Origin of the sequence: Kingella potus, from assembly GCF_900451175.1 — a bacterium.
Classification (GTDB): domain Bacteria; phylum Pseudomonadota; class Gammaproteobacteria; order Burkholderiales; family Neisseriaceae; genus Neisseria; species Neisseria potus.
On sequence record NZ_UGJJ01000001.1, the window covers coordinates 251053 to 273271 of the forward strand.

At 55.5% G+C, this 22219-nt stretch carries 22 protein-coding genes and 2 pseudogenes; 6 read left to right on the forward strand and 18 right to left on the reverse strand.

Annotation, left to right across the window (positions count from 1 at the left end; genetic code table 11):
• Positions 1 to 153: 153 nt before the first annotated feature.
• The 3 genes from DYE40_RS01185 (at position 154) to DYE40_RS01195 (ending at position 2782) form a co-directional block, all read left to right on the forward strand.
• Positions 154 to 669 carry a hypothetical protein gene (locus DYE40_RS01185; protein ID WP_115307376.1) on the forward strand — a complete coding sequence of 172 codons (516 nt, stop codon included), beginning with the start codon at positions 154 to 156 and terminating at the stop codon, positions 667 to 669.
• A gap of 111 nt (positions 670 to 780) precedes the next feature.
• Entirely contained in the window at positions 781 to 1080 is a 300-nt protein-coding gene (locus DYE40_RS01190; RefSeq protein WP_115307377.1) for a hypothetical protein, read from the forward strand.
• A 178-nt stretch (positions 1081 to 1258) separates the two neighbouring features.
• A complete protein-coding gene (locus tag DYE40_RS01195) occupies positions 1259 to 2782 on the forward strand; it encodes a helicase HerA-like domain-containing protein (protein ID WP_115307378.1) in 1524 nt (507 codons plus the stop codon).
• A gap of 395 nt (positions 2783 to 3177) precedes the next feature.
• On the opposite strand, the gene recD is transcribed toward DYE40_RS01195, so the two are convergent.
• From recD to DYE40_RS01250, 11 genes and pseudogenes are all read right to left on the reverse strand, one after another.
• Positions 3178 to 4959: an exodeoxyribonuclease V subunit alpha gene (gene recD, locus DYE40_RS01200; RefSeq protein ID WP_115307379.1), complete on the reverse strand. Its 1782-nt coding sequence runs from the start codon at positions 4957 to 4959 to the stop codon at positions 3178 to 3180.
• A 483-nt stretch (positions 4960 to 5442) separates the two neighbouring features.
• Positions 5443 to 5615: pseudogene (locus DYE40_RS01205) on the reverse strand (IS1595 family transposase); the annotation flags it as partial.
• A gap of 319 nt (positions 5616 to 5934) precedes the next feature.
• Complete coding sequence (locus DYE40_RS01210; protein ID WP_115307380.1) at positions 5935 to 6387, reverse strand: SRA domain-containing endonuclease; 453 nt, start codon at positions 6385 to 6387, stop codon at positions 5935 to 5937.
• The gene (locus tag DYE40_RS01215) at positions 6377 to 7030 is read right to left on the reverse strand and encodes an IS1595 family transposase (RefSeq protein WP_115307381.1); all 654 of its coding nucleotides are present in this window, start codon (positions 7028 to 7030) and stop codon (positions 6377 to 6379) included. Before DYE40_RS01215 ends, DYE40_RS01210 begins: the two co-directional genes overlap by 11 nt.
• Positions 7031 to 7088: 58 nt before the next feature.
• Positions 7089 to 7253, reverse strand: a pseudogene (locus DYE40_RS13250) (glycine--tRNA ligase subunit alpha); the annotation flags it as partial.
• A 409-nt stretch (positions 7254 to 7662) separates the two neighbouring features.
• Positions 7663 to 7842, reverse strand: a complete 180-nt coding sequence (locus DYE40_RS01225; protein ID WP_218564325.1) for a hypothetical protein — start codon at positions 7840 to 7842, stop codon at positions 7663 to 7665.
• Positions 7843 to 8304: 462 nt separating this feature from the next.
• Positions 8305 to 9363: an ankyrin repeat domain-containing protein gene (locus tag DYE40_RS01230; protein WP_115307383.1), complete on the reverse strand. Its 1059-nt coding sequence runs from the start codon at positions 9361 to 9363 to the stop codon at positions 8305 to 8307.
• Positions 9364 to 9434: 71 nt separating this feature from the next.
• Positions 9435 to 10106 carry a DUF2625 domain-containing protein gene (locus DYE40_RS01235; RefSeq protein ID WP_115307384.1) on the reverse strand — a complete coding sequence of 224 codons (672 nt, stop codon included), beginning with the start codon at positions 10104 to 10106 and terminating at the stop codon, positions 9435 to 9437.
• Positions 10107 to 10147: 41 nt separating this feature from the next.
• On the reverse strand, positions 10148 to 10741 hold the full coding sequence (locus DYE40_RS01240) for a DJ-1/PfpI family protein (RefSeq protein WP_115307385.1): 594 nt from the start codon (positions 10739 to 10741) through the stop codon (positions 10148 to 10150).
• A 139-nt stretch (positions 10742 to 10880) separates the two neighbouring features.
• Positions 10881 to 11738 (reverse strand): DUF6348 family protein, encoded by an 858-nt coding sequence (locus DYE40_RS01245; protein WP_115307386.1) that lies wholly within the window; start codon positions 11736 to 11738, stop codon positions 10881 to 10883.
• A 200-nt stretch (positions 11739 to 11938) separates the two neighbouring features.
• On the reverse strand, positions 11939 to 12277 hold the full coding sequence (locus DYE40_RS01250; protein WP_115307387.1) for a MerR family DNA-binding transcriptional regulator: 339 nt from the start codon (positions 12275 to 12277) through the stop codon (positions 11939 to 11941).
• A gap of 73 nt (positions 12278 to 12350) precedes the next feature.
• Between DYE40_RS01250 and DYE40_RS01255 the strand changes: the two genes are divergently transcribed.
• Positions 12351 to 13016, forward strand: coding sequence for an RBBP9/YdeN family alpha/beta hydrolase (locus DYE40_RS01255; protein WP_115308227.1), 666 nt, complete (start codon positions 12351 to 12353; stop codon positions 13014 to 13016).
• A 550-nt stretch (positions 13017 to 13566) separates the two neighbouring features.
• Here DYE40_RS01255 and DYE40_RS01260 read toward each other — a convergent pair.
• The 5 genes from DYE40_RS01260 to DYE40_RS01280 all read right to left on the reverse strand — a co-directional run bounded on the left by DYE40_RS01260 (position 13567) and on the right by DYE40_RS01280 (position 18848).
• Positions 13567 to 14232, reverse strand: coding sequence for a DUF4272 domain-containing protein (locus tag DYE40_RS01260; protein ID WP_115307388.1), 666 nt, complete (start codon positions 14230 to 14232; stop codon positions 13567 to 13569).
• A gap of 313 nt (positions 14233 to 14545) precedes the next feature.
• Positions 14546 to 16144 carry a peptide chain release factor 3 gene (locus DYE40_RS01265; protein ID WP_115308228.1) on the reverse strand — a complete coding sequence of 533 codons (1599 nt, stop codon included), beginning with the start codon at positions 16142 to 16144 and terminating at the stop codon, positions 14546 to 14548.
• A gap of 159 nt (positions 16145 to 16303) precedes the next feature.
• The gene (locus DYE40_RS01270) at positions 16304 to 16936 is read right to left on the reverse strand and encodes a glutathione S-transferase family protein (RefSeq protein WP_115307389.1); all 633 of its coding nucleotides are present in this window, start codon (positions 16934 to 16936) and stop codon (positions 16304 to 16306) included.
• A gap of 457 nt (positions 16937 to 17393) precedes the next feature.
• Positions 17394 to 18050 carry a glutathione S-transferase family protein gene (locus DYE40_RS01275; RefSeq protein ID WP_115307390.1) on the reverse strand — a complete coding sequence of 219 codons (657 nt, stop codon included), beginning with the start codon at positions 18048 to 18050 and terminating at the stop codon, positions 17394 to 17396.
• 96 nt (positions 18051 to 18146) lie between these two features.
• Positions 18147 to 18848: a helix-turn-helix transcriptional regulator gene (locus tag DYE40_RS01280; RefSeq protein ID WP_115307391.1), complete on the reverse strand. Its 702-nt coding sequence runs from the start codon at positions 18846 to 18848 to the stop codon at positions 18147 to 18149.
• 169 nt (positions 18849 to 19017) lie between these two features.
• On the opposite strand from DYE40_RS01280, the gene DYE40_RS01285 reads away from it, so the two are divergent.
• Complete coding sequence (locus DYE40_RS01285; protein ID WP_115307392.1) at positions 19018 to 19617, forward strand: CDP-alcohol phosphatidyltransferase family protein; 600 nt, start codon at positions 19018 to 19020, stop codon at positions 19615 to 19617.
• 74 nt (positions 19618 to 19691) lie between these two features.
• Here DYE40_RS01285 and DYE40_RS01290 read toward each other — a convergent pair whose 3' ends face one another.
• The gene (locus tag DYE40_RS01290) at positions 19692 to 20120 is read right to left on the reverse strand and encodes an EamA family transporter (RefSeq protein WP_115307393.1); all 429 of its coding nucleotides are present in this window, start codon (positions 20118 to 20120) and stop codon (positions 19692 to 19694) included.
• A gap of 61 nt (positions 20121 to 20181) precedes the next feature.
• Positions 20182 to 20664 carry a thioredoxin family protein gene (locus tag DYE40_RS01295; protein ID WP_425451181.1) on the reverse strand — a complete coding sequence of 161 codons (483 nt, stop codon included), beginning with the start codon at positions 20662 to 20664 and terminating at the stop codon, positions 20182 to 20184.
• A 197-nt stretch (positions 20665 to 20861) separates the two neighbouring features.
• On the opposite strand from DYE40_RS01295, the gene pcnB reads away from it, so the two are divergent.
• Complete coding sequence (pcnB, locus tag DYE40_RS01300; RefSeq protein ID WP_115307395.1) at positions 20862 to 22217, forward strand: polynucleotide adenylyltransferase PcnB; 1356 nt, start codon at positions 20862 to 20864, stop codon at positions 22215 to 22217.
• The last annotated feature ends 2 nt before the right edge of the window (positions 22218 to 22219 follow it).

The following is a 22219-nucleotide window of genomic DNA, read 5'->3' on the forward strand; positions in this document are numbered from 1 at the left end:
TATTGGTATCGCACCAACGTGCGGTATCTTTTTGCGTCTGCGTAAACCTTACACAACAGCAAAAAAGCCGCCTTACAGCCAACAGGCGGCTTTCTTGTTTTCCATCCGTACAGGCCGTCTGAAAAGCAAAAACATTATTCAGGAGCCTGAAATATGTCCACCGCCGCCCAAACCCGCCCCGCCGCCGCACAGGAAACCCTCCACCGCTGCTGCCTGATCGCCGACGGCAACGGCTGCCGCCCCGCCCCGCTGCCCGACACCCTGCCGCAAGAATGCGGCCTGCCCGCCGCCGAAGCCATGCTGCCGCAAATCCGCACCGCCGCCATGATGATTGCCGCCGCCCGCCACGACTTTACCGCCGCCAGCCCTGCCGTATTTGCCGAAGAGGCCGACTGGCTCGCCGCCCGCATCCTGCTGCTGCGCGTGCGCACCGTCCGTGCCGGCATCGGCCTGCGTTTCGTCTTGGAAACCGCCAACCGCCGCGCCGCCGCCTTTGCCGCCGAACACCGCCTGCCCTTCGTTCCCGCAAAATTCGTCCCCGAGCCGAAAACCCGCCGCGACAGCCTGCTGGTACTCGACTGCGCCCTCGCCTCCGACGGTATCGACCGGGGTTTGGTAGAAAACAGCCGCCGCCTCGCCGCCCAGTTTCCGCATTTTTACAGGCGGTAAAAAATAAAATAAGAAGTGTGCCGCCAAGCCGTAGCACGCCACCCGAACCATCCCGTCCGACACCACAGGCCGTCTGAACACACCGCTCCGCCCGAAAAGGAAACCCACGCCATGCTGCCTCTGCTGCAAAGCAAAATCCGCAATCCCGACTACGTCCGCATGATAAACAGCAGCCGCCGGTCGTTTAGCGCGGCCGAAACCGCCCTGCTCGAAGAAATCCTCGTCCGCTTCGATTTCGACGTGGTGCAGGCACAGGCTTTGGCACAAGCTGTGATGCAGCAGGCGCGTTTCGATCCCAATGCGCTGCACATCGAAGAATACGACGACGAAGATGTAACAGGCATCTGTCCCCACTGCCTCAACCCGCCCGTGCCGCCCTTGCGCGACTATCTGATGTGGCGCGAAAAATAAGCCTCCGGTATGTAAGAGGCCGTCTGAAAACCTTTCAGACGGCCTCTTTGTACAAAATGCCATACCGGCCGCAAACAGTACGGGCATACGGCAGAGCGCGGCAAAGCCGTAGATTTTTTAATTTATTCCGCTATACAATCGCGCCCGTTGCCATCTATATACACACAGGACCGCAAATATGAACCCGCTCACCATCGCCGTACACGGCCAGGAACATACCCCCCTCGAAATCATCGGAAAAATGGCCAACCGCCACGGCCTCATCGCCGGCGCAACCGGCACAGGCAAAACCGTTACCCTGCGCAAAATGGCGGAAAGTTTCAGCAGCCTCGGCATCCCCGTTTTCCTGGCCGACGTGAAAGGCGATTTGTCCGGCCTGTGCAACGCCGGCAGCGACACAGGCAAAGTGGGCGAGCGCATGGCCGAATTCGGCTTGGACAAAACCTCCTACCTGCAAGGCTTCCCCACCCGCTTTTGGGACGTATACGGCGAAACCGGCATACCCGTGCGCGTAACCGTGTCCGAAATGGGGCCGATGCTGCTCTCCCGCCTGATGAACCTCAACGACACACAGGAAGGCCTGCTCAACCTCGTATTCAAAGCCGCCGACGACCAGGGCTGGCATCTTATCGACTTGAAAGACCTGCGCGGAATGCTGCAATACGTTGCCGAGCACGCCAAAGAATACCGCACGCAATACGGCAACGTGTCCGCCGCCAGCGTCGGCGCAATCCAGCGGCAGCTTCTCACCCTCGAAAACGAAGGCGCACAATCGTTTTTCGGCGAACCCGCCCTCAATCTGCACGACTGGCTGCAAACCGAAGGCTCGCGCGGAGTCATCAACATCCTCAATGCCGAAAAACTGATGCGCTCGCCCCGCCTGTACAGCGCGTTCCTGCTGTGGTTTCTCGCCGAACTGTTTGAAACCCTGCCCGAAGTCGGCGACCTCGCCCAGCCCAAATTCGTCATGTTTTTCGACGAAGCCCACCTGATGTTCGACAACGCCGCCCCCGCGCTGCTGGAACAAGTGGAGCAGGTCGTCCGCCTGATCCGTTCCAAAGGCGTAGGCGTGTATTTCGTTACACAAAATCCGCTTGACCTGCCCGACACCATCCTCGGCCAGCTCGGCAACCGCGTCCAGCACGCCCTGCGCGCCTTCACCCCGCGCGACCAGAAAGCCGTGAAAGCCGCCGCCGACACCTTCCGCAGCAATCCCGGCGTAAAAGTTGCCGAAGTCATTACCGGGCTGGGCGTAGGCGAAGCCCTCGTTTCCTTCCTCGACGAAAAAGGCATGCCCGTACCGGTGGAACGCGCCTTCGTCCTGCCGCCGCAGTCGCAGCTTGCCCCGCTTTCCGCCGAAGAACGTGCAGCCCGTTTCCAAAACGACATCCTCTACCGCCACTATAAAGACGCGGTAGACAACTTCTCCGCCTACGAAGCCCTGCAACAGCTTGCCGCCGAACAAGCTGCCGCCCCGCAGCCCGCCAATCCGACAGCACAGGCCGACACACCTGCCGCCGCCGAAAAAAAACAGCCCGGCCTGATTGAAGGTTTTCTGGGCGGCCTGTTCGGCAGCCGCAAAAAAGCCAATCAGGGACTGGGCTACGATCTGGCCGACAGCATCGGCAACAAAATCAACAAACAGGTAACCAACGCCATTTCCCGCAGCGTGATGGGAGTCATCAAAAATATGATGAAATAGGCCGTCTGAAAACAGGCTTGCAGCACGTTCAAACCGAATGCGATACAGCTTATCAGGCAAATGTTTCCGGCAGGAGGCTGCGAGACGAGGCGGATTAGTGTAGGAAATCGTCGCGTTGTTTATACTTTTTCAGGCTGCCCCGCTGTCGTTTTTTGACTGCAGCCAAAATTCAAAAAGTGTAAACAACGTTATTAATTTCTACACATTATGCAGAAGCAGCGCGGATGTTTTTATTTGTCTCCAAACACAAAGGCCGTCTGAAAATTCGACACTTCGATTTTTCAGACGGCCTCTATTGCTAAGGCAGGGTGTGCCGCCTAAGCGGTACACGCGCTTGCGAATAGTTGCAGCGACATATTCTGTTTGAAAAAGTCAAAAAAAGCAGCCTGCCGTTTTCAGACGGCCTCATCCTGCACCAGCATTTCACGCAACGCGCTGCGGCGCGGTTCGTTGCGGCAGCAGGCGGCGGCGAGGGTTTCGGCCGACCCGGCAAACGCGAAGCCCTGGCGGGCGCGGGTAACGGCGGTATACAGCAGGGCGCGGTTCAGCCCGCCGCTTTGTTCCGCCGCGCCAACGGATTCCGCTGTTTCCGTGCCGGTGTTTTCCGTATCTGCGCTTTCCGTGCCGGGCAGCAGCCAGACTTCGGCGTATTCCGAACCCTGGCTTTTGTGGACGGTGATGGCGAAAGCGGAAACATGGGCGGGCAGGCGGCTGAGCGGGACGGTGCGGTAGCCTGCGGCAGCGGGGAAACAGGCGGCAAGCGCACCGGCTTCGCCCTGCGGGTCGGGCAATACGATGCCGATGTCGCCGTTGTAGAGACCGAGGGCGTGATCGTTGCGCTCAATCATGATGCTCTGCCCCGCGAACCAGGGGCTGTCCGTGCGCACGCGCCCCTGTGCGGCGAGCAGGCGGCGGCAGGCTTCGTTGAAACTTTCGGCATCTTCGCGGCGGGCTGCCAGCACGGCAAGCCGGCTTTGTGCGGCAAAAGCGGCGGCGGCATCACCCGCATCGGCCGCCTGCCAGTAGGCGGCCTGCATACGGCAGAAACGTTCTGCAAGCCGCGCGGTGCCGTCGGGAATAAAGGAAAGTTCGTCGGGAAAACGGGCAAACTGCGCCACCGCGTTTTCCGCATCGCCTGCACAGACGGCGCGTGCAAGGCAGCCCAAGCCGCTATGTTCGCCGAAACGGTGGCTGACGGTGAGGCGGGCGGTATTGGCAGCCAGCGGCGGCGCATTTTCGGCCGTCTGAAAACGCTGCTCCGCACCGGGCAACAGGCTGTTCAGACGGCCTGCAAGTTCGGGCGCAAGCACGGCAGGCTGCGCGAGGGCTGAGAGTACCGCACCCGCGCCAACGGAGGGAAGCTGGTTTTCGTCGCCCAAAAGAATCACGCGGCAGCCGTCGGGTACGGCGTGCATCAGGTCGAGCATCAGGGACAGGTCGATCATGGAGGCTTCGTCGATGACAAGGATGTCCAGCGGCAGCGGATGGCGTGCGTCAAACTGAGGGCGCATCTGCGGCGGACGCAGCTTGAGCAGACGGTGCACGGTTTGGCCTTCAAGGGCGGACAGACTGGCTTTGAGGCCGTCTGAAAGCGGGAAACGCTGCAAAGCAGCGATAAGGGCGCGTCCCATATGGGCGGCGGCTTTACCCGTGGGCGCGGCCAGCGCGGTGCGCGGCACGGGATCTGCGCCGGTACACAGCAAGGCAAGGAGTTTGGCCACGGTAGTGGTTTTGCCGGTACCCGGCCCGCCGGAAATCAGGATGAAGTTTTGCAGCAGGGCTAAGGCGGTGGCGGCCTGCTGGCCTTCGCTGCCGGGTTCGGCAAACCAGTTTTGCAGGTTTTGCGCCGCTGCGGCGGGATCGGCGATAAGGGCGGGTACGGCGGCGAGGCGGCGGATCTCGTGCGCCAAATCGCGTTCGAGCTGCCACATCCTGCCGAGAAAAAGCCGCCGTCCGGCAAGCATCAGCGGCGCATGGCCGCTGCTTTCGACCAGCGGAGCGGCTTGAGACAAAGCAGCAGCCTCGTCGCGGGAAAGCCAGATAAAGCTGTGGCCGTCGGCAAGCGCGGCAAAAAGGCGCGGCAGGAACGGGGCGCAGATTTCTGCGGCTTGGAGATGGAGGCGTTGGCAGAGTTCGAGCGCGGCTTCGGCAGCGGCATTAGCAAATTCGTCGGACATAGTGCGTTCGGCTGAAAGATATGCGGGGGAAACGGGAGAATTATAGCAAGCGGCGGGTTGAGGCCGTCTGAAAAAATTGGCAGTTTTATAGATAGCCTGCTACCGGATTATTTTATTTATGGATTGCTGATTTAGTGAAACAAAATAAAAAATCTACGGTATTACTGTGTCTTGCCGTATTACCTGCAGCTTGCGGCCTTGTGCTTTTTTGTTTTGTCCCATTATAAAAAATGTCGATCGTCAGCGATATGGTTTGCTCTAAAATTTACCAGTCGCTCATGCCTTATCTATTTGATATGTTGTATATTTCAGCCAGTTTTAGGAAAAAATAGGTTAAATTTATAGGAATTTTTAGCATATCATATAGAAAAAAGGAGGCAGACAAAACGGCAAGCAGCGGTACAAATATCATGGTGGTCGGTTTTTTTACAAAAAAATCAGCCGAAACCATCGTCCATCCAAACAAAAAACCGCCCGAAATCCAACTTTCAGTGGCGGCTGTTTTGGTAAATTAAGCAGACGTAGACGGTAGAAGTAATAGTCTGCTGTGCTTTTGTTGCGTTCGCTAATTGGGCAGCGGTGAGGGCGATTACGCCTATAACGAAAAGTTCGATCAGTTTGTTTTGCTTGTACTGGCTTAGGCGACTTTTTCTCATGGGGAAATTCTAACCTAAGCGGAATTTCCTGAGTTATCTAGGACAGTCACTGATTTTTTAATACCTTGTTTTTTCAGACGATCTGATAATTGCAAGCATATCATCGCGTCTGAGCCGCTGACGGTATCCACCCGCCAAATTTTGCCGTCTAAAGCCTATTCGATGTGGCGCAGGTGTGATTTCAATTGTGGATTAAAAACGATTGGCACAAGCATGGTGGCAATATCGCGTTCGATGATTTCAAGTTGGTAGTCCAGCTTTCGCAGTTAAGAAAAAGTGTTGAGCAGGAGCAGTGTTATTAGGTGAAACTGCCTGAAAATTAGATTTTATTTAATTGAAAAATAAAAACTTGTCTCTGTATGCCATGGTTGGTTGAGTGTTCTGTTGTGGTTTCAAAAGGTTGGTTTTCATTAATTTGAAATTCACCTTTATAACGAACATAGCCTGGGCGATCTGTCTGTTCAAACACCCGTAATGCACGACCGTCATTTTTGTGATTCAAAATGGCTTTGTTACCACGTGTCATAGTCTGATCACCGCTTTGGCCCTCGCCGGAATAAAATAATGTTTGCCTATCATCAGCCCATTTATCGTAATAGCCATGTATTTCGCCTTGTTCAGGATGAGTGAAAATAAAAACATTACTCGATTTTAAAGAAGGCGAAATGCCGTTTTGGCGGCTACCTCCAAAACGTTCGTGTAATTCAGAGCGTTTAATTACGGCTCCTGGCGATAAATCAAGGGGCTGTACTAGATAAGCCCTAAATTTCACACCACCGACGCAGCACTTTAAGCTGCTCGGACGGTGTACCAAAGTTAAAACGAAACTCACATTCTTTCAAGAAAAGAGGGAAAGATTTACGGTCAATTCCGTTATATTTTCGCAGAACCCGTTTTGCCTGATTCCAAAAATTCTCAATGCCGTTGATATGGTTTTGTCTGTCGGCAAACAGCTTGCTGTGGTTGATGCGGTGGTGGGTAAAACCACTTACATCCAACACGTCATAGCTGCTTAAACAATCGGTATAAACAATGCTGTCAGGCATGATTTTTCTTGTGATAACAGGAAGTAAGGTTTCTATTTTGGCATTCTTAACAACCACGGTATAAACCTTCCCACCCCGTTTAAGAATACCAAATACCGCCACTTTTCCCGCTGCTCCGCGCCCCCGTTTGCCTTTACGATGCCCACCGAAATAGCTTTCATCTAATTCGACAGCGCCATCAAAAACAGCGTCAGCTTCCAATGAAAGATAGTAGCTGATGACTTCACGAATTTTGCGGTAAAACAGTGCTGCTGAATTGGGGTGGATGCCCAATAAATCGGCAGCAGAACGGGCGGTAACTTCGAGTACAAAAAATTGAAGGAGTTTTTTTTGGATACTCTTTTTTAGTTTACAATGGGTTATCTTCATTTTTGCAGTCTATCATGACTGCTTATCTAGTACAGCCCCTAAATCAAATATCATCATTTCAGGCAGCTTTTTCTTTCAGCAGAGGAAAACCCAGTTTTTTGCAGCTTTCGACAAATTTGTAGGCGGCGGCACGACTAAGGACTCGGATACAATAGGTGTGAGTGGTGCATTCGGTGACGGAAATCACACCGTGTGCACCGAGTAGGTCGAAGGTACGGTCGGCGTGGGCGGGATTTGTGTGCTTGTCATATATACACCACAAATTTAACATAGAAATTGAATTTGTATCAAGCAGGCAAAGTTTTCGCGTAATGGCGAATATGCAGTGAATCTTTAATAAGCCCAGCACTTTTTCTGAATGTTGTTACCAGCGGGCAACGAATGCTTCATCGGATAGTTGGCTTTCTTTTTTACCAGCATAATTATTTTGAATATAGAATTTCCTATTGTTTGATAAATGAAAGAGCGGTATTTGCACACACATACTATTATTTTGTTGTCCTTTTACCTCTCTTTGATAGAGGAAAAACATCGTTGACGAAATATTGCATCATTTAGGTCAAATTCAACGCCATATAGTCTTTGGTGTGAATTTCGTCAAAATGCTGCTTAAAGGCGACTTCGTCATCAAATCACTCCCACAGCAAAAAGCGGCTGGATTCGATGGTGTCGTGATGGACGGTAAAGATGGAACAGACTGTTTCGGTGAGCGTTTTTTCGGCAAGCTGTGCCAATGCCTGCTCGGCTTCTGCCAGTCTGATCGGGTCTTTGATCCACAGTTCGGCGGTAATGTAGTAACCTGATGTGAACATGGTATTCTCCTATTTAGTATGTTTGATGAAGCTGCCTTGCGATGAAATCATAAGGGTAAAATATATCATATTGATTTATAATGACTTTTGAGCATAGTAGTTTGGATCAATTCATTAAGCAAGGCGTGCAATCGCTTGGCGTAGGCTTAGGTTTTCAGACAGCCGCAATCCCCAATTCCCCGCCAATGCTGACCGCACCCATTCTTCATGTAACATGCTGTATGCCACGGACGGCACGGGAATTTCATGCGATCTTCTCGGCTGCCGCCCCCATTGGTCGGTGTGGTGGTTTTCCTTGTTTAACGGCAAAAGATCGATGGTAAAAAATCACTATATTAAGTGCAAACCTATGAGAAAAAATCGCTATGGTTGGCACGAAGATAGCAGGTTTTATCGTGTTATGGGGTTTCAGTCCTGTCTGCCGTGTGCCGCTTACGAATTAGAAATTCTTCTGTAAAATTTTTATCTTTTATAATTCACTTTTTCCAAAGGGATAACATCGGGATTTTGTGTTACCCAAAGAATGGCTAATTTTGCCAATTCCAATGAATCTTGTCCGTCATCATCGCCTTCATAAAGTAGTGTTTTTAGTTCTTGAGCTTTGTTGATTTCGGTATTGGATAAAGAATTTCCTTGCGTGAAATAATCCAGTATTGCTGACAGCATTTTTTTGAAATCTTTATCCCAATTGCCGCCGCCATTTCTCAGTATCTCATCACGAATTTTGCCAGTAATGCGGATAACTTCGCCTTGAATGCTTTTGGCGTGTCCTACACTTGGCACTAAAAAATCCCAAAGATAAGCAAATTGCTGGTCAAAGTCTCCATCAGGAACTGTAATCGGTGAAATGCCATCGTGCATATTGCGTTTTGCCACAGGTTCAACTTTAAACAAACTATAAAGCTGCTGCAGTCCGCTTTCGGTTTCAGGGAAAAACTCAGGGTTGAAGTTCTGGCGGTGAAATTCAAAATTTTCACCGATGCGGACAACTTGTTCTTTGGCGGATTTGCTGATTTTTGCCCCTGATTTCAGCAATAATTCCGCACTTTTTGCCACATTGGCAATATCAATACTTTGACAGCGTTCAAGCATATACAGTAATGGCGTTTGATTTCTGCCGTTTTTGGCAAAAATATCCGCACCCTTTTCTATCAAGAATGCCGTAACTTCATATTTGCCATTGGCAGCGTGCAAAGCTGTGTCTTGATATTGGTCGGCCGCGTGAATATCAGCGCCCAACTCCAACAAAACACGCACCTTCTCCACATTATTGACAGAAGCGTGATACCACAAAGCCGTTCTGCCGTAATAATCTTGGGCTTCAATATTTGCACCATTTTCTATCAGCCAGCGTATCCACTCTGCGGGAATGCTATAAAAACAAATCACGGGTTTTTTAATAAAATCTCGCTCATAAGCGTTGATGTCGCATTTTTCAAATGTCTTTTTGAATATATCAAAATCTTTATTTTCAATGATTTCATAAATATTTTCCGGAAGGGTTTTTCTTTTACCTGCCATGTTTTTTCTCTCCAAAGATCAAGATTCCAACAAAAACGCCAATGATGGCGCGGTTTTCAGGTTGTCTTATTTTATTCCGCCAACTGCCGCTGCCAGCCCAGCGTTGCCGCATAATGTTCGGTAATCGGTATTGCGCGGCGGCTGGTTTGGTTGATGTCGCTGCCTTCTTTGCTCCACAAAAAAGGCATAAAGCTGTACACGCTGTCGCCGTTGAGCATGGCCACTTCGTCTTGCCAGCCCTGCCAGCGCAGGTTTTGGTAAAACAGTTGTAAATCGCCGTTGAACGTCCAGTTGAGAAAATCGGTGTAGCCCAAATCACAGTTTTCCCAACGCAGGGTATCGGGCGGCAGATAGCACACTTTGCCCATGCCGCCTGTCAAACCGCCGCCGTTGAGCGCGAAATAGCCGCCTGCGGCATCATCGGCGATTAAATAATAGGGCGCAGGCGCGGCGGGTTCGGGCTGGGTGCGTCCCAAATTCCACGAGCCCAAGCCGCGCGGCAGTTTGTCGCTGCCGCTGCCGAGAATACGCAGCCAGCCGCCGTCTATCAGAATGCCGCCGCTTTCATACACCACCGCGCCCATCGGCGAGCGTGTGGACACTTGGGTTTTGACCAGCTCGCTTTCGGCATCGGGCAGACGGCGCGGCAAGATTTCCACGGCGTTTTTGGCTTCCGCCAGCCATGTCTGAATCATCTCCCAAGCCGGTTCTTGCAGATTGATGAGTTCGTTTAGCGATTTCATGCGTACTCCTGGTAGCGTGTCGTTGGACTGCTGTCATGGGTTTAGGATACGGCGAAAGGGTCGTCTGTGGGGTCTGTTTGCCAGCAGTATTCGCATTTGTTGGCGATGTCTTCTGCGGTGGTTTGGCCGTAGTGCTCTGCGATGAAGCCGAGCGCCATGTCCATCCCCGCCGAGACGCCGGAGGCGGTGTAGTATTTGCCGCTTTTTACCCAGCGGGCGCGGCTTTGCCATTCGACTTGCGGGCGTACGCTTTTGTGCCAGGCAAAGGCGTTTTTGTTGCCGGTGGCGGCTTTGCCGTCGAGCGCGCCTGTCGCGGCGATAAGTGCCGCGCCGGTGCAGACTGTGAGGCAGTAGCTGCTTTGTTCTGCCCAAATGGCGAGGTCTTGCAGGTAGGCTTGGTCGTGTACCAGTTGGCGGGTGGCCATGCCGCCCGGTACGAGCAGTACGCTTTGCGGCGGCAGTGCGTCGAGTACTTCGGTGTTGATGCTGAAGCCTTGGGCGCTGGTGATGGGTCCGCCTTCTCGCGAGACGTAGTGCAGGCTGGTCTGCGGCAGGTGGGACATGATTTCTATCGGCCCCATGATGTCTAGCGTCTGGTAACCGGGGAAGAAGAGGAAGTAGATGTGTTTTGGCATTTTGTTCTCCTGTTTTGGTTTGGTTGGTTTTGGGGAAACCGGTTATAGCTGAAAGGATAAGAAGACAGATAGTGTTGTGATCGGACGCTTTGTGCATCCATCCCATTGCAGCCAGCGGTTTTCAGGCTGCTTTTTCATTTCAGGCTACCTGAAAACTACGCCGCACAATTACATACTGCTTGCGGAACACAAATTCATCGCTGCGCCATGTTGCCGCAAATGCTTTCAGCAGCGGCTCGGCGGCTTCAAAACGGACACCGTTTATGCGGCAGTCTGCCGTGCATTCGCCCGTTGCCGTATCGCGCGAGGCAAACAGCCGAATGGCAAGGTTTTCGTGCGAGGTTTCCAGCAGCGGTATCAAGCCTGCCAAACTCTGTGTCAGCAGGCAGCAAGGACAACAGCCGCCGTGTTCGCCGCCTGCTTCGGTGATTTCACCCATGCCCGTCAGATTGCCGAATATCGCCACGCGCGGCACGGCAAATTCGTCCGATTCCAGCGTCAGGCGAGACAACTCGCCTGCTTCGGGCTGCAAGGCTTCGGCCAGCGCACGCCAATCCTGCATCACCCATTGTTCAAAACCGCTGGCCACCGCTGCGGTCAGCGTGTCAAAACCGCCGAAGCTGTATTGAAATTCAAATACGCCTTGCGGGAATAAATCGGGGTGGTGGATTTGAATGGTGGTGGCGCTGTGCAGCTTGCCGTCATCGTCCAGCCACGGCTCAATAAACAAGGGCAGCAGGCGGTAGCCCGTGTCGGGCTGGTATAGCCAGCCGTTGCCGTCTGTTTGCGTTGCCACACCTTGTGCGGAGAGTGCATCGCCGAGCAGGGCGGCGAAATTGAGCTGTTCTTCTTCGCGCGTGCCGTCTGGTTTGCGCGTCATCAGCGTGTAGCCTTCTGCGCTGTATGGGTCGGCAGGGTTGTCGGGCAGAGCGGGGTGGTTTATCGGGAAAACGGGCGGCTTGCTTAAGCCCAGTTTGCCCAGAAATTTTTTGAACATGGTTCGCTCCTATTTCTAGTGTTGAGGCCGTCTGAAACTTGCTTTGCCCGTTTTCAGGCTGCTTTTTGCGTTACCGAGACAGCATAGATTGGCATGCGCCCTATTGCTGTGATTTTAATCAGCCGACACATAAATAAAAAGGCTACCTGAAAAACGGGATGACACGCTTTCAGGCAGCCTTTTTTGTTACGGACAGCCAGCTAGCCCGCCACCAACAAATCCGCCAACAGCCGTTCCGATTGCTGCAAGCGCGCAATGTCCTCTGCCAACTGCTCGCGCGTGGCAGCAAGACGCGCACGCAAATCGGTGCAGAAATCCTGCGGTTCATCACGCAAACAATCGCGCATCAACGCCAAATCTTTCAACGGCACGCCTGCGCGGTTCAGCAAAGCGGCTTTGCGGACAAAAGCCACGTCTGCCGCATCGTATTCGCGCCAGCCTTGCGCGGTGCGCCGTGGCGTGAGCAAACCTGCCGTTTCGTAAAAACGCAGCATCCGCACGCTGATGCCGCTTTGCCGCGAAAATTCGCCGATTTTCATCTGAGTATTCCTTCTTGTTTCTCACATCGTGTCAGGGTGTATGCTACTGTTTTTCATTCTGAAAGGATACCCCGTGAACCGCAGACAATTTTGCACCGCCGCAGCCGCCGCCGCGCTTGCCGCTTGCGCCAAACCGCCCCGCACGCAGAAAAACCGCGCCACCGTGTTCATTATCCACGGCTACGGCGCAACGGCGGACGACCATTGGTTTCCGTGGCTGCACACGCAGTTGGCGCAGCAGGGCATTCGCACGGTGCGCGTGCCGCTGCCCGATAGCGGACAGCCTGATTTTGACCGCTGGCAGCAAACGCTGGCGCAGTATATCGGCAAGCCGTCTGCCAACGATGTGTTTGTGGCGCACAGCTTGGGCACGGTTTCGCTGCTGCATTATTTAACCGCAACCCAGCCCCGACACATCGGCGGGCTGGTGCTGGTGTCCGCTTTCGGCAAACGTATTCCCGCGCTGCCTGCCATCGGCGGCTTTAATGTTGATGCCTATATTGACCGCTGCCGCATTGATTTTGCCGCCGTTGCCCGTATGACGCGGCAGATTGAGCTGTTTGCCGCCGATAACGACAGCATCGTGCCTGCCGACAATACGCGCTACGTGGCAGACCAACTGCACGGACATCTGCATATTCTCGCCAAAGGCGGGCATTTTCTGGACAGGGACGGTTTTACCGAGTTTCCACCCGTATTGGCGGCGGTGGCGCAGATGGTGGGGCGTTTGCCGGCGTAATGTGTATTATTGGAAAAGCAGCCTGAAAACCGTTGGCATGGGTTTCAGGCTGCTTTTTTATGGATGGTTATGGTTGTTGGTAGACGGATTTTCGGCGTTTTTTGCAACATGACTGCTTCTTGTTGAAAATGCTGAAAAGGCCGTCTGAAAACAGGATGACGCGCTTTCAGGTAGCCTGTTTTCGTGCAGACAGCAAGCGTAGCTTGAATTGTCAAACTTAATAGATTGTTAAATAACTCGATTTATCGGAGCTGACAACCCAAGCTGCGCCGCTGCTGTAAGCATAGCAAAAGCAGCCTGAAAGTTGGCTAGATACGGTTTTCGCTTCGCTCGTTTTCGCTCCGCAGAAACTCGCTTTTGGGGTGGTTTCGCTTCGCGCAAACTCGCTTTTGGGGCGGTTTTCGCTTCGCGCAAACTCGCTTTTGGGGCGGTTTTCGCTCCGCAGAAACTCGCTTTTGGGGCGGTTTTCGCTTCGCGCAAACTCGCTTTTTTGGCAGTTTTCGCTCGCGCAAACTCGCTTCGCTCGTTTTCAGGCTGCTTTTTGCGTGATTCAGGTATCCATCGCCACATCGTCCCAATCGTCCTGCCCGTCTATGTCCAGCATCCACCACAGTCCCACGCGCCGTTCCACCACCACGCTGCTTTCCAGCCCCTGCAACGGCCCGCTGCCGTTTACCCGCGCATCCACGCACGCCCAGTGATAGCGGTAAATCAAATCCGCCTCGTCCAAAATCTCGCCCACATCACGCAATTTTGCCGCCGCCACCATTTCATCCAAATCGGCAAATTGCGCCATGATGCCGATTGCCGTAGGCCCATCGACAATATGGTCGGGGAAATCCAACTCATCCACAAAGCCCAATGCCCACACCAGCGTCCAATAGGCTTCGTATTTCCACACCGCGTTAATGCGCTCTTGCGCGTCGGCTTCGCCTGCGATAACCGTGCGCTCGGCGGGCGTTAAGGCAGCCTGAACGCCGAAATCGTTGATTTTGTTTTGGATAAATTCTCGCTCCTTGGCGTAATTGCCGTGTTCCTGCTCCAAGGCCGCCACCGTGGTCAGTAGCGAAGCCACCGCCCGCGTGGCGATTTCCCGCGCGCTGCGGATTTTGACTTCGTTTTGTTCGTTGAGATAAGGCAGCTCGGGGAAACAATGGATGCCGCGTGCTTGCAGCTTGGCGTTGTTCTCGGCGCGGCGTTGGATAGCGGATTTCATGGCTGGCTCCTTGTGATGGGGTTCGGAATGCGGCAGTTTAGAATGAAAAAAGCAGCCTGAAAACGGGTTGGATGCGGTTTTCGCTTCGCTCGTTTTAGCTCCGCAGAAACTCGCTTTTTGGGCGGTTTTCGCTTCGCGCAAACTCACTTCGCTCGTTTTCAGGCTGCTTTTTATGAATGGTTATGGTTGTTGGTAGACGGATTTTCAGCACTTTTTGCAACATGGCTTCTTGTTGAAAATGCTTAAAGAGGCCGTCTGAAAACTGTTTCGCTCGTTTTCAGACGGCCTTTTACATCAAACGGCAAAACCCGCTTCAATCGTTCAGCTTCACCGCGTGTTCGCGCGTTTCGTGGAACACGATGTCCGGCCAGCGTTCCTGCGTGAGGTTCAGGTTCACGCGGTTGGGGGCGAGGTAGGCGAGGTTGCCGCCTGCGTCGGTGGCGAGGTTGGCGGCATTGGCTTTTTCAAATTCGGCGAGCTTTTTCCTGTCGGCGCACGACACCCAGCGTGCCGACCAAATCGAGGCGTTGTCAAACACGGCTTCCACGCCGTATTCCGCCGCCAGCCGCGCGGTTACCACTTCAAACTGCAACACGCCCACCGCGCCCAAAATCAAATCTGCGCCCGAATGCGGCTTGAACACCTGCACCGCGCCTTCTTCGCCAAGCTGCTGCAAGCCTTTTTGCAGTTGTTTGATTTTCAGCGGGTTTTTGATGCGCACGCTGCGGAACAGCTCGGGCGCGAAAAACGGAATGCCGGTAAAGGCCAGCGCTTCGCCTTCGGAAAAGCTGTCGCCGATTTGGATGTTGCCGTGGTTGGGGATGCCGATGATGTCTCCGGCAAAGGCTTCTTCCACCAGCTCGCGGTCGTGCGACATAAACGTTACCACGCTGGATGCGGCGATGTCGCGGTTGATGCGCAGGTGTTTGATTTTCATGCCGCGCTCGAATTTGCCCGAGCAGACGCGCAAAAAGGCGATGCGGTCGCGGTGTTTCGGGTCCATATTGGCTTGGATTTTAAACACGAAACCGGAAAATTTTTCTTCGTCGGGCGCAACCTGCCGCACGGTGGCATCGCGGGATTGCGGCGCGGGTGCCCAGTCGATCAGCGAGTTTAAGATTTCCTGAATGCCGAAATTGTTAATCGCCGAGCCGAAGAACACGGGCGTGAGTTCGCCCGCCAGAAATTCGCCTAAATCAAATTCGTTGGACGCGGCCTGCACCAGTTCGATTTCGTCGCGAAGCTGCTGGATTTCCAGCGGAAAGCGTTGGTTTAATTCGGGATTGTCTATGCCTTTGATGATGTCGAACTCGTGCGGCAGTTTTTCGCCGCCCGCTTCAAACAGATACACTTCGTCGTTGAGAATGTGGTACACGCCTTTGAAGTTTTTGCCCATGCCGATCGGCCAGGTTACGGGCGCGCAGCGGATTTTCAAAATATTTTCCACTTCGTCCAGCAATTCGAGCGAATCGCGCACTTCGCGGTCGTATTTGTTCATAAAGGTTACGATGGGCGTGTCGCGCAGGCGGCAGACGTTCAACAGCTTGATGGTTTGCGCTTCCACGCCTTTGGCGGCGTCGATGACCATCAGTGCGCTGTCCACGGCGGTGAGCACGCGGTAGGTGTCTTCGGAAAAGTCTTGGTGGCCGGGGGTGTCGAGCAGGTTGACGGTGTGGTCTTTGTAGTCAAACTGCATCACGGACGAGGCCACCGAAATGCCGCGCTGCTTTTCGATTTCCATCCAGTCCGAAGTGGCGAATTTGCCGGTTTTCTTGCCTTTGACCGTGCCCGCGCTTTGGATTGCGCCCGAAAACAGCAGCAGCTTTTCGGTGAGCGTGGTTTTGCCCGCGTCGGGGTGGGAGATGATGGCAAAGGTGCGGCGGCGGCGCACTTGGTCGAGGATTTCGGACATGGCGTTCTTTAAAATCAAAAATATCAGGCCGCTTTCAGACGGCCTGACGGGGGTGTTTGAGATGGCGGGATTGTACAAAAAAACGGCTGTTTATTCAATGGCAAGAGGCCGTCTGAATCCCTAAAACGGGTTTTCAGACGGCCTCTTGCCGGCAAACGGTTATTTCCCTTCCATTTTCGCCAGCTCTGCTTCCTCCCAGACCATGGTTTCGCCGAATGCAGGGCGGACAAAGTGCCGATCGATGTAGGCATCAAATACGTCGCACGCCAAGCCTTCCACCGGCAAAAAGCGCGTGAACTGCGCCAGCAGCATGGTGTAGTAGGTGTCCAGCGCGGAGAATCGGCCGCCGACGATAAATTCGTGCCGCGCCAGATGGTCGCGCAACACGCCGAAAGCGGTGTCAAGGTCGCCGTAGCCTATCGCTTTGCGCCGTTCGGCATCGCTTGGCGTGTGCCTGCGGCGGTCGGAAGCGGCGTATTCCAAGTGAATGGCAAAACAGAGCCAGCGGTAGTATTCGCCCCGCGCCAAAGAACCGGCGGGCGGAATCAGGCCGCGTTCGGGAAACTGCTCGGCCAGAAAAGTGATGATGGCGGCGGCTTCGGTAATCACCGTGTTGCCTGCTTTGAGCGCGGGCACTTTGCCCATCGGGTTTACGGCGAGGTAGTCGGCGGATTTCATCGCTTCGCCAAACGGCACGACGACGGTGTCAAACGCCGCGCCGCATTCCCTGAGCATCCACGCCACGCAGAGGCCGCGTGATCTGGGGCTGGTGTAGAAAGTGAACTGTGTCATGGCTGTATCCTTTGTGTGTGCGGTTGGAAAAGCATGATTATACGCGCAATGTGTGTCAGGTTTTGTCAGCAGTGTTTTACCGCCGCACAGGCTACCTGAAAACGCAGGCTGCCTGAATCGGGTTGCAAACGCCGACAGATTGGTTTTTCCCGCTGCCGTCATTGGCGTAACAGCGGAACGAGCGTGCGGCGGCGGTTTTGCAGGGTAAGGCAGGGTGTGTCGCCCAAAGGCGACGCACGCGGTTTTGAAGTTTTCGGGTGGCGCGGAAATCCGTTGCAGGCAGGGAACGCGTGCGCCGCTTAGGCGGTGCGGATGATTCAATAGCAAGAGAGGCCGTCTGAAACCCCAAAGCCGCGTGCGTGGCTGTGCCACACACCCTACACAGGCCGTCAGCGTGAAACTAAGCAAGAGGCCGTCTGAACGTGGTTTTCAGACGGCCTCTCTTGTCGGCAAATGATTACTTGCCTGTCATTTTCGCCATTTCCGCGCCCACCCAAGCCATGGTTTCGCCGAATGCGGGGCGGGCGGTGTGGCGGTTGATGTAGGCATCCAGCACGTCGCAGGCGATGCCTTCCACGGGCATCACGCGCATAAACTGCGTGAGCAGCATGGTGTAGTAGATGTCCAGCGCGGAGAATTGGTTGCCTACTATAAAATCGTGCCGCGCCAGATGGTCGCGCAACACGCCGAAAGCGGTGTCGAAGTCGCCGTAGCCTATGCCTTTGCGGCGGTCGCCATCGGTGGGGACTTGGTGGAGACGGTCAAATGCTGCGTATTCCAAGTGAATCGCAAAACAGAGCCAGCGGTAGTATTCGCCGCGTGCCAAGCTGTCGGCGGCGGGAATCAGGTTTTTATCGGGAAACTGTTCGGCCAGAAAGGTAACGATGGCGGCGGTTTCGGTGATGACGGTATTGTCCGCTTTGAGCGCGGGCACTTTGCCCATCGGGTTCACGGCGAGGTAGTCGGCGGATTGCAGGGTGAGGTAGTCGGCCGGGGTCGCCGCGTCGCCGTAGGAAAGCAGCACGGTGTCAAATTTTGCGCCGCATTCTTTGAGCATCCACAAAACGCTGATGCCGCGTGATTTGGGGTAGGTGTAGAAAGTGAGCTGGGTCATGGCTGAATCCTTTGTGCGGTTGGAAAAGCCTGATTATACGCGCATGGTTTGTCAGATTTTGTCAGCAGCGTTCGGCCGCCGCGCAGGCTGCCTGAATCAGATTTCAAACGCCGACAGGTCGATTTTTTCCCGCTGCTGCCATTGGCGCAGCAGCAGCGTGCGCGGCATGGCGGAAGGCGCGTCCAGCGCGGCGTTTTCCATACGGTCGGCACGGAAATGGCGGAAGTCCCCGCGCAGCAGGCACCATGCGGCCAGCACGCGGGAATCGTCAAACCAGCCCACCGCCAGCGGAACGACCGTGCGGCGGCTGCGGCGGTTTTGCAGGTCGGTGTAGTCGAAGGAGAGCATGCGGCTGCCGCGCATGGCGGTGCGGATCAGGCCGAGCGCGTCGTGTTCGGCGGCGGGGCAGGCGCACGACGGGAGCGGGTAGAACGATTGGGTATCGACGCTTTCGCGCAGTTTTTCAGGCAGCACCGCCCGGATTTTCGCCAGCACGGAACGGGCGTTTTGCGCGGTTTCGCCGTCGGTGTGCGCCACCGCCCAGCGCATGCCGAATACCAGCGCTTCGATTTCCGCTTCGTCAAACATCAAAGGCGGCAGGCCGAAATCTTGTTTCAACACAAATCCCAATCCCGCTTCGCCGCGTATGTCCGCACCCTGGGCGCACAAATCGGCGATGTCGCGGTACACCGTGCGCGGGCTGACATTCAGGCAGCCGGCCAGCGTTTCCGCGCTGGCAGGCCGGCGTTGGCGGCGGAGCAGATCCATCAGGGCAAGGAGGCGTTGGGCTTTGTGCATGACGGGAAGAAAACAGGGGAAAACGGCGGATTGTATGGCAAAAGGCGGCGGGGCGTGGTGGCAAACAGGCCGTCTGAAAACAGGCAGGCAGCCGCAACCGCCCCTGCACCACGCGCCCGCACGCGGTTATAATCCCGCCGTTTTCCAACCCTGTTTTCAGACGGCCTGTATGAGCATTTACGCCCTCAAACCCAAATTTCAAAACCTGCTGCGCCCGCTGGTGCGCCGCCTTTACGAAAAAGGCATCACCGCCAACCAGGTAACGCTGGCCGCCTGCGCCATATCGGTGCTGCTGGGGCTGTTTCTTACCGTTTTTGCCCGGATTGCGCCGCTGTTCTGGCTGCTGCCCGTATGGCTGTTTGTGCGCATGGCCTTAAACGCCGCCGACGGAATGCTGGCACGGGAGTTCGGCCAGCAATCCGCGCTCGGCGGCTATCTGAACGAAACCACCGACATCATCGCCGATGCCGCGCTCTATCTGCCCTTCGCCTTTATCCAGCCTTTCGACGGCCTGCAAACCGCGCTTTTCGTCTGGCTCGCGGCCATGACGGAATTTTGCGGCGTGCTCGGCCAGGTACACGGCAACGGCAGGCGTTACGACGGCCCCTTCGGCAAAAGCGACCGTGCCTTTTTCATCGGTGCGCTGGCGGTGTGGTATGCCGCCGCCGGCCGTTTCCATCCCGCGTTTTCCTGGCTGCTGTGGGCCGCCTGCGCCGCGCTGCTGTTCACTTGCTGCCGGCGGATAAAAAACAGCCTGGCGGCAGCTTAGGCCGGCGGCAAAAAGATTGAGGCCGTCTGAAAACCCGTTTTCCGGTTTTCAGACGGCCTTTGCACACCGCCTCCCTATCTTTTCAAAGCCAGCGTCAGCACGCCGCCGGTAATCAGCGCGATGCCCAGCCATTCCTGCGACGAAGGCCGCTCTTTCAGAAAAACCACGGCAAACAGCGCAACCAGCACAATGCTGAATTTGTCCACCGGCGCGACTTTCGACGCTTCGCCCATTTGCAGGGCTTTGAAATAGGCCAGCCACGACGCGCCCGTAGCGAGGCCGGAAAGAATAAGAAAGGTCCAGTTTTTTGCCGTAAACGAAGATACGCCCTGCCATTTGCCCGTATAGCTGAGAAAGGCCGCCAGCGCGGCAATAATGACCAGCGTGCGGATGAAAGTGGCGAAATCCGAATCGATGCCCTGCAAACCGGCTTTGGCGAAAATGGCGGTCAGCGCGGCGAAAAAAGCGGAAGCCGATGCCCAGTAAAACCAAGTGTGTCCCATAGCGTTCTTTCTGTTTTCAGACGGCCTCCCCAAATCCGCAAAGGCCGTCTGAAAAATATGTTTACAAACCGTTCAGCCGCAGCCAGCGTTCCAAATCCTGCCCGCCGATGCCGCCGTCGGCCTCGAAATCGAGCTTGTTCCGCTGCCGCCCGCCCGCGTATTTCGCCAGCACGGGCGTGCCGGAAAGGCCGTAACGCTGCTTGAACGCCGCCCATTTTTCCGCATCCTGGTGCAGGCGGTGGACATTGACAAACCAGATTTTGCCGTCCAGCGCGTGTTTGGCGATATAGCGTTTGAACAGCGGCTCGAAAGCATTGCAGTCGCCGCAGCTCGGGCGGCCGATATAGGCATACACCGTTTCGCCCGCCGCCACCCGCCGCTCGAATTCCGCCACGGTGAGGCTGCCCAAGTCGAAATAAATGTCGCTGTACGTATCCTGATACCTTTTGGTATTTTCCGCAGCCAGCTTGGCGGCGGTACGCGCCTCGGCCAGCTCGGCCCGCAAATCCGCACCATGCGCCAAACCCGCCAGCGCGGCGGCCAAAACGGCGGCGGCAAAGTAATTTCTTTTCACAGCGTCCTCCTTATCGGTTTGAAAACGCCCATTTTACGCTTTCAGACGGCCTCAAACCAAATCCGCGCCCGAGTCAGGGCGGTTTGTTTTATTTCCCGCGCCCGACAGGTATAATCCGCCCCGTTTTTATATCGGCGGAGCGTAAAGCTCCGTTTTTCGGGAAGCACATGCTGAAAAAACTCTGGCGCAAAATGGCGGGCAAACCCGCCGCCGGCAGCGTCAAACACACCACCCCCTACACCGGACACGGCCTCAGCGCGGACGACATCAGCTTTGCCGCCGAGAAAACCGTTTCCCGCCTGCAACAGGCGGGCTACGAAGCCTACATCGTCGGCGGCGCGGTGCGCGACCTCCTGATCGGCGCGGATCCCAAAGACTTCGACGTAGCCACCAACGCCACCCCCGAAGAAATCCGCGCCCTCTTCCGCCGCAGCCGCATCATCGGCCGCCGCTTCCGTATCGTCCACGTACAAATCGGCCCCGAAACCATCGAAGTAACCACCTTCCGCGGCAGCGGCAGCGGCGGCACGGTACAGAACGAGCAGGGCCGCATCATGAAAGACAACAGCTACGGCACGCTCGCCGAAGACGCAGGCCGCCGCGACTTCACCTGCAACGCCCTCTACTTCGACCCCGTCAAACGCGAAATCCACGACTTCCACAACGGCGTGGAAGACGTAAGGCAGCGCCGCATCGTCATGATCGGCAACCCCGCCGAACGCTATCGGGAAGACCCCGTCCGCATACTGCGCGCCGTGCGTCTGGCGGGCAAACTCGGCTTCACCGTCGAAGAACACACCGCCGCCCCCGCCGCACAATACGCAGGCCGTCTGAAAGAAGAACCCCCCGCCCGCCTGTTTGACGAAATTACCAAACTCCTCTTCTCCGGCCACGCCCGCCGCTGTCTCGACCAGTTCCGCGCCCTCGGCATCGACACCCGCATCCACCCCCTGCTCGACTCCCTGCAACAGGCCGCAGCAGGCGGCCGCAGCGGCATCGTCGCCGAATCCCTGAAAAACACCGACGAACGCGTCCGCGCCGGCAAATCCGTCTCCGCCGGCTTCGTCCTTGCCGCCCTCATGTGGGACAAGCTGGACACACTCTGGCAGAAACACCGGCAGCACGGCCTCAAACCCGCCCACGCCCTCATCCAAGCCATGTCCGAACTGGACGGCACGATGGAAAAAGGCTGGGGCGTGCCGCAAAAATTCACCGCCACCATGCGCGAAATCTGGATACTCCAGCCCCAGTTCGACAACCGGCGCGGGATGCGCCCCCACCGCCTCCTCGCCCAGCCGCGCTTCCGCGCCGCCTACGACTTCCTCGTCCTGCGTGCCCAAACCGGCAGCGCGGAACAAGAACTCGCCGACTGGTGGACAACATTCCAGCACGCCCCCCCCGAAGAGCGCGAAAAAATGACCGCCTCCGTGCCTGCCGCCGCCGACGCGCCCGCAGACAGCCGCCGAAAACGCCGCCGCAAGCCGCGCAAACGCAAATCCGCAGACGCAGATGCCGTCGGATAAGG

Coding starts and splice junctions, on each gene's coding strand:
- DYE40_RS01185 (WP_115307376.1), top strand. CDS start 154: ATGTCCACCGCCGCCCAAACCCGCCCCGCCGCCGCACAGGAAACCCTC.
- DYE40_RS01190 (WP_115307377.1), top strand. CDS start 781: ATGCTGCCTCTGCTGCAAAGCAAAATCCGCAATCCCGACTACGTCCGC.
- DYE40_RS01195 (WP_115307378.1), top strand. CDS start 1,259: ATGAACCCGCTCACCATCGCCGTACACGGCCAGGAACATACCCCCCTC.
- recD (WP_115307379.1), bottom strand. CDS start 4,959: ATGTCCGACGAATTTGCTAATGCCGCTGCCGAAGCCGCGCTCGAACTC.
- DYE40_RS01215 (WP_115307381.1), bottom strand. CDS start 7,030: ATGAAGATAACCCATTGTAAACTAAAAAAGAGTATCCAAAAAAAACTC.
- DYE40_RS01225 (WP_218564325.1), bottom strand. CDS start 7,842: ATGTTCACATCAGGTTACTACATTACCGCCGAACTGTGGATCAAAGAC.
- DYE40_RS01230 (WP_115307383.1), bottom strand. CDS start 9,363: ATGGCAGGTAAAAGAAAAACCCTTCCGGAAAATATTTATGAAATCATT.
- DYE40_RS01235 (WP_115307384.1), bottom strand. CDS start 10,106: ATGAAATCGCTAAACGAACTCATCAATCTGCAAGAACCGGCTTGGGAG.
- DYE40_RS01240 (WP_115307385.1), bottom strand. CDS start 10,741: ATGCCAAAACACATCTACTTCCTCTTCTTCCCCGGTTACCAGACGCTA.
- DYE40_RS01245 (WP_115307386.1), bottom strand. CDS start 11,738: ATGTTCAAAAAATTTCTGGGCAAACTGGGCTTAAGCAAGCCGCCCGTT.
- DYE40_RS01250 (WP_115307387.1), bottom strand. CDS start 12,277: ATGAAAATCGGCGAATTTTCGCGGCAAAGCGGCATCAGCGTGCGGATG.
- DYE40_RS01260 (WP_115307388.1), bottom strand. CDS start 14,232: ATGAAATCCGCTATCCAACGCCGCGCCGAGAACAACGCCAAGCTGCAA.
- DYE40_RS01265 (WP_115308228.1), bottom strand. CDS start 16,144: ATGTCCGAAATCCTCGACCAAGTGCGCCGCCGCCGCACCTTTGCCATC.
- DYE40_RS01270 (WP_115307389.1), bottom strand. CDS start 16,936: ATGACACAGTTCACTTTCTACACCAGCCCCAGATCACGCGGCCTCTGC.
- DYE40_RS01275 (WP_115307390.1), bottom strand. CDS start 18,050: ATGACCCAGCTCACTTTCTACACCTACCCCAAATCACGCGGCATCAGC.
- DYE40_RS01280 (WP_115307391.1), bottom strand. CDS start 18,848: ATGCACAAAGCCCAACGCCTCCTTGCCCTGATGGATCTGCTCCGCCGC.
- DYE40_RS01285 (WP_115307392.1), top strand. CDS start 19,018: ATGAGCATTTACGCCCTCAAACCCAAATTTCAAAACCTGCTGCGCCCG.
- DYE40_RS01290 (WP_115307393.1), bottom strand. CDS start 20,120: ATGGGACACACTTGGTTTTACTGGGCATCGGCTTCCGCTTTTTTCGCC.
- pcnB (WP_115307395.1), top strand. CDS start 20,862: ATGCTGAAAAAACTCTGGCGCAAAATGGCGGGCAAACCCGCCGCCGGC.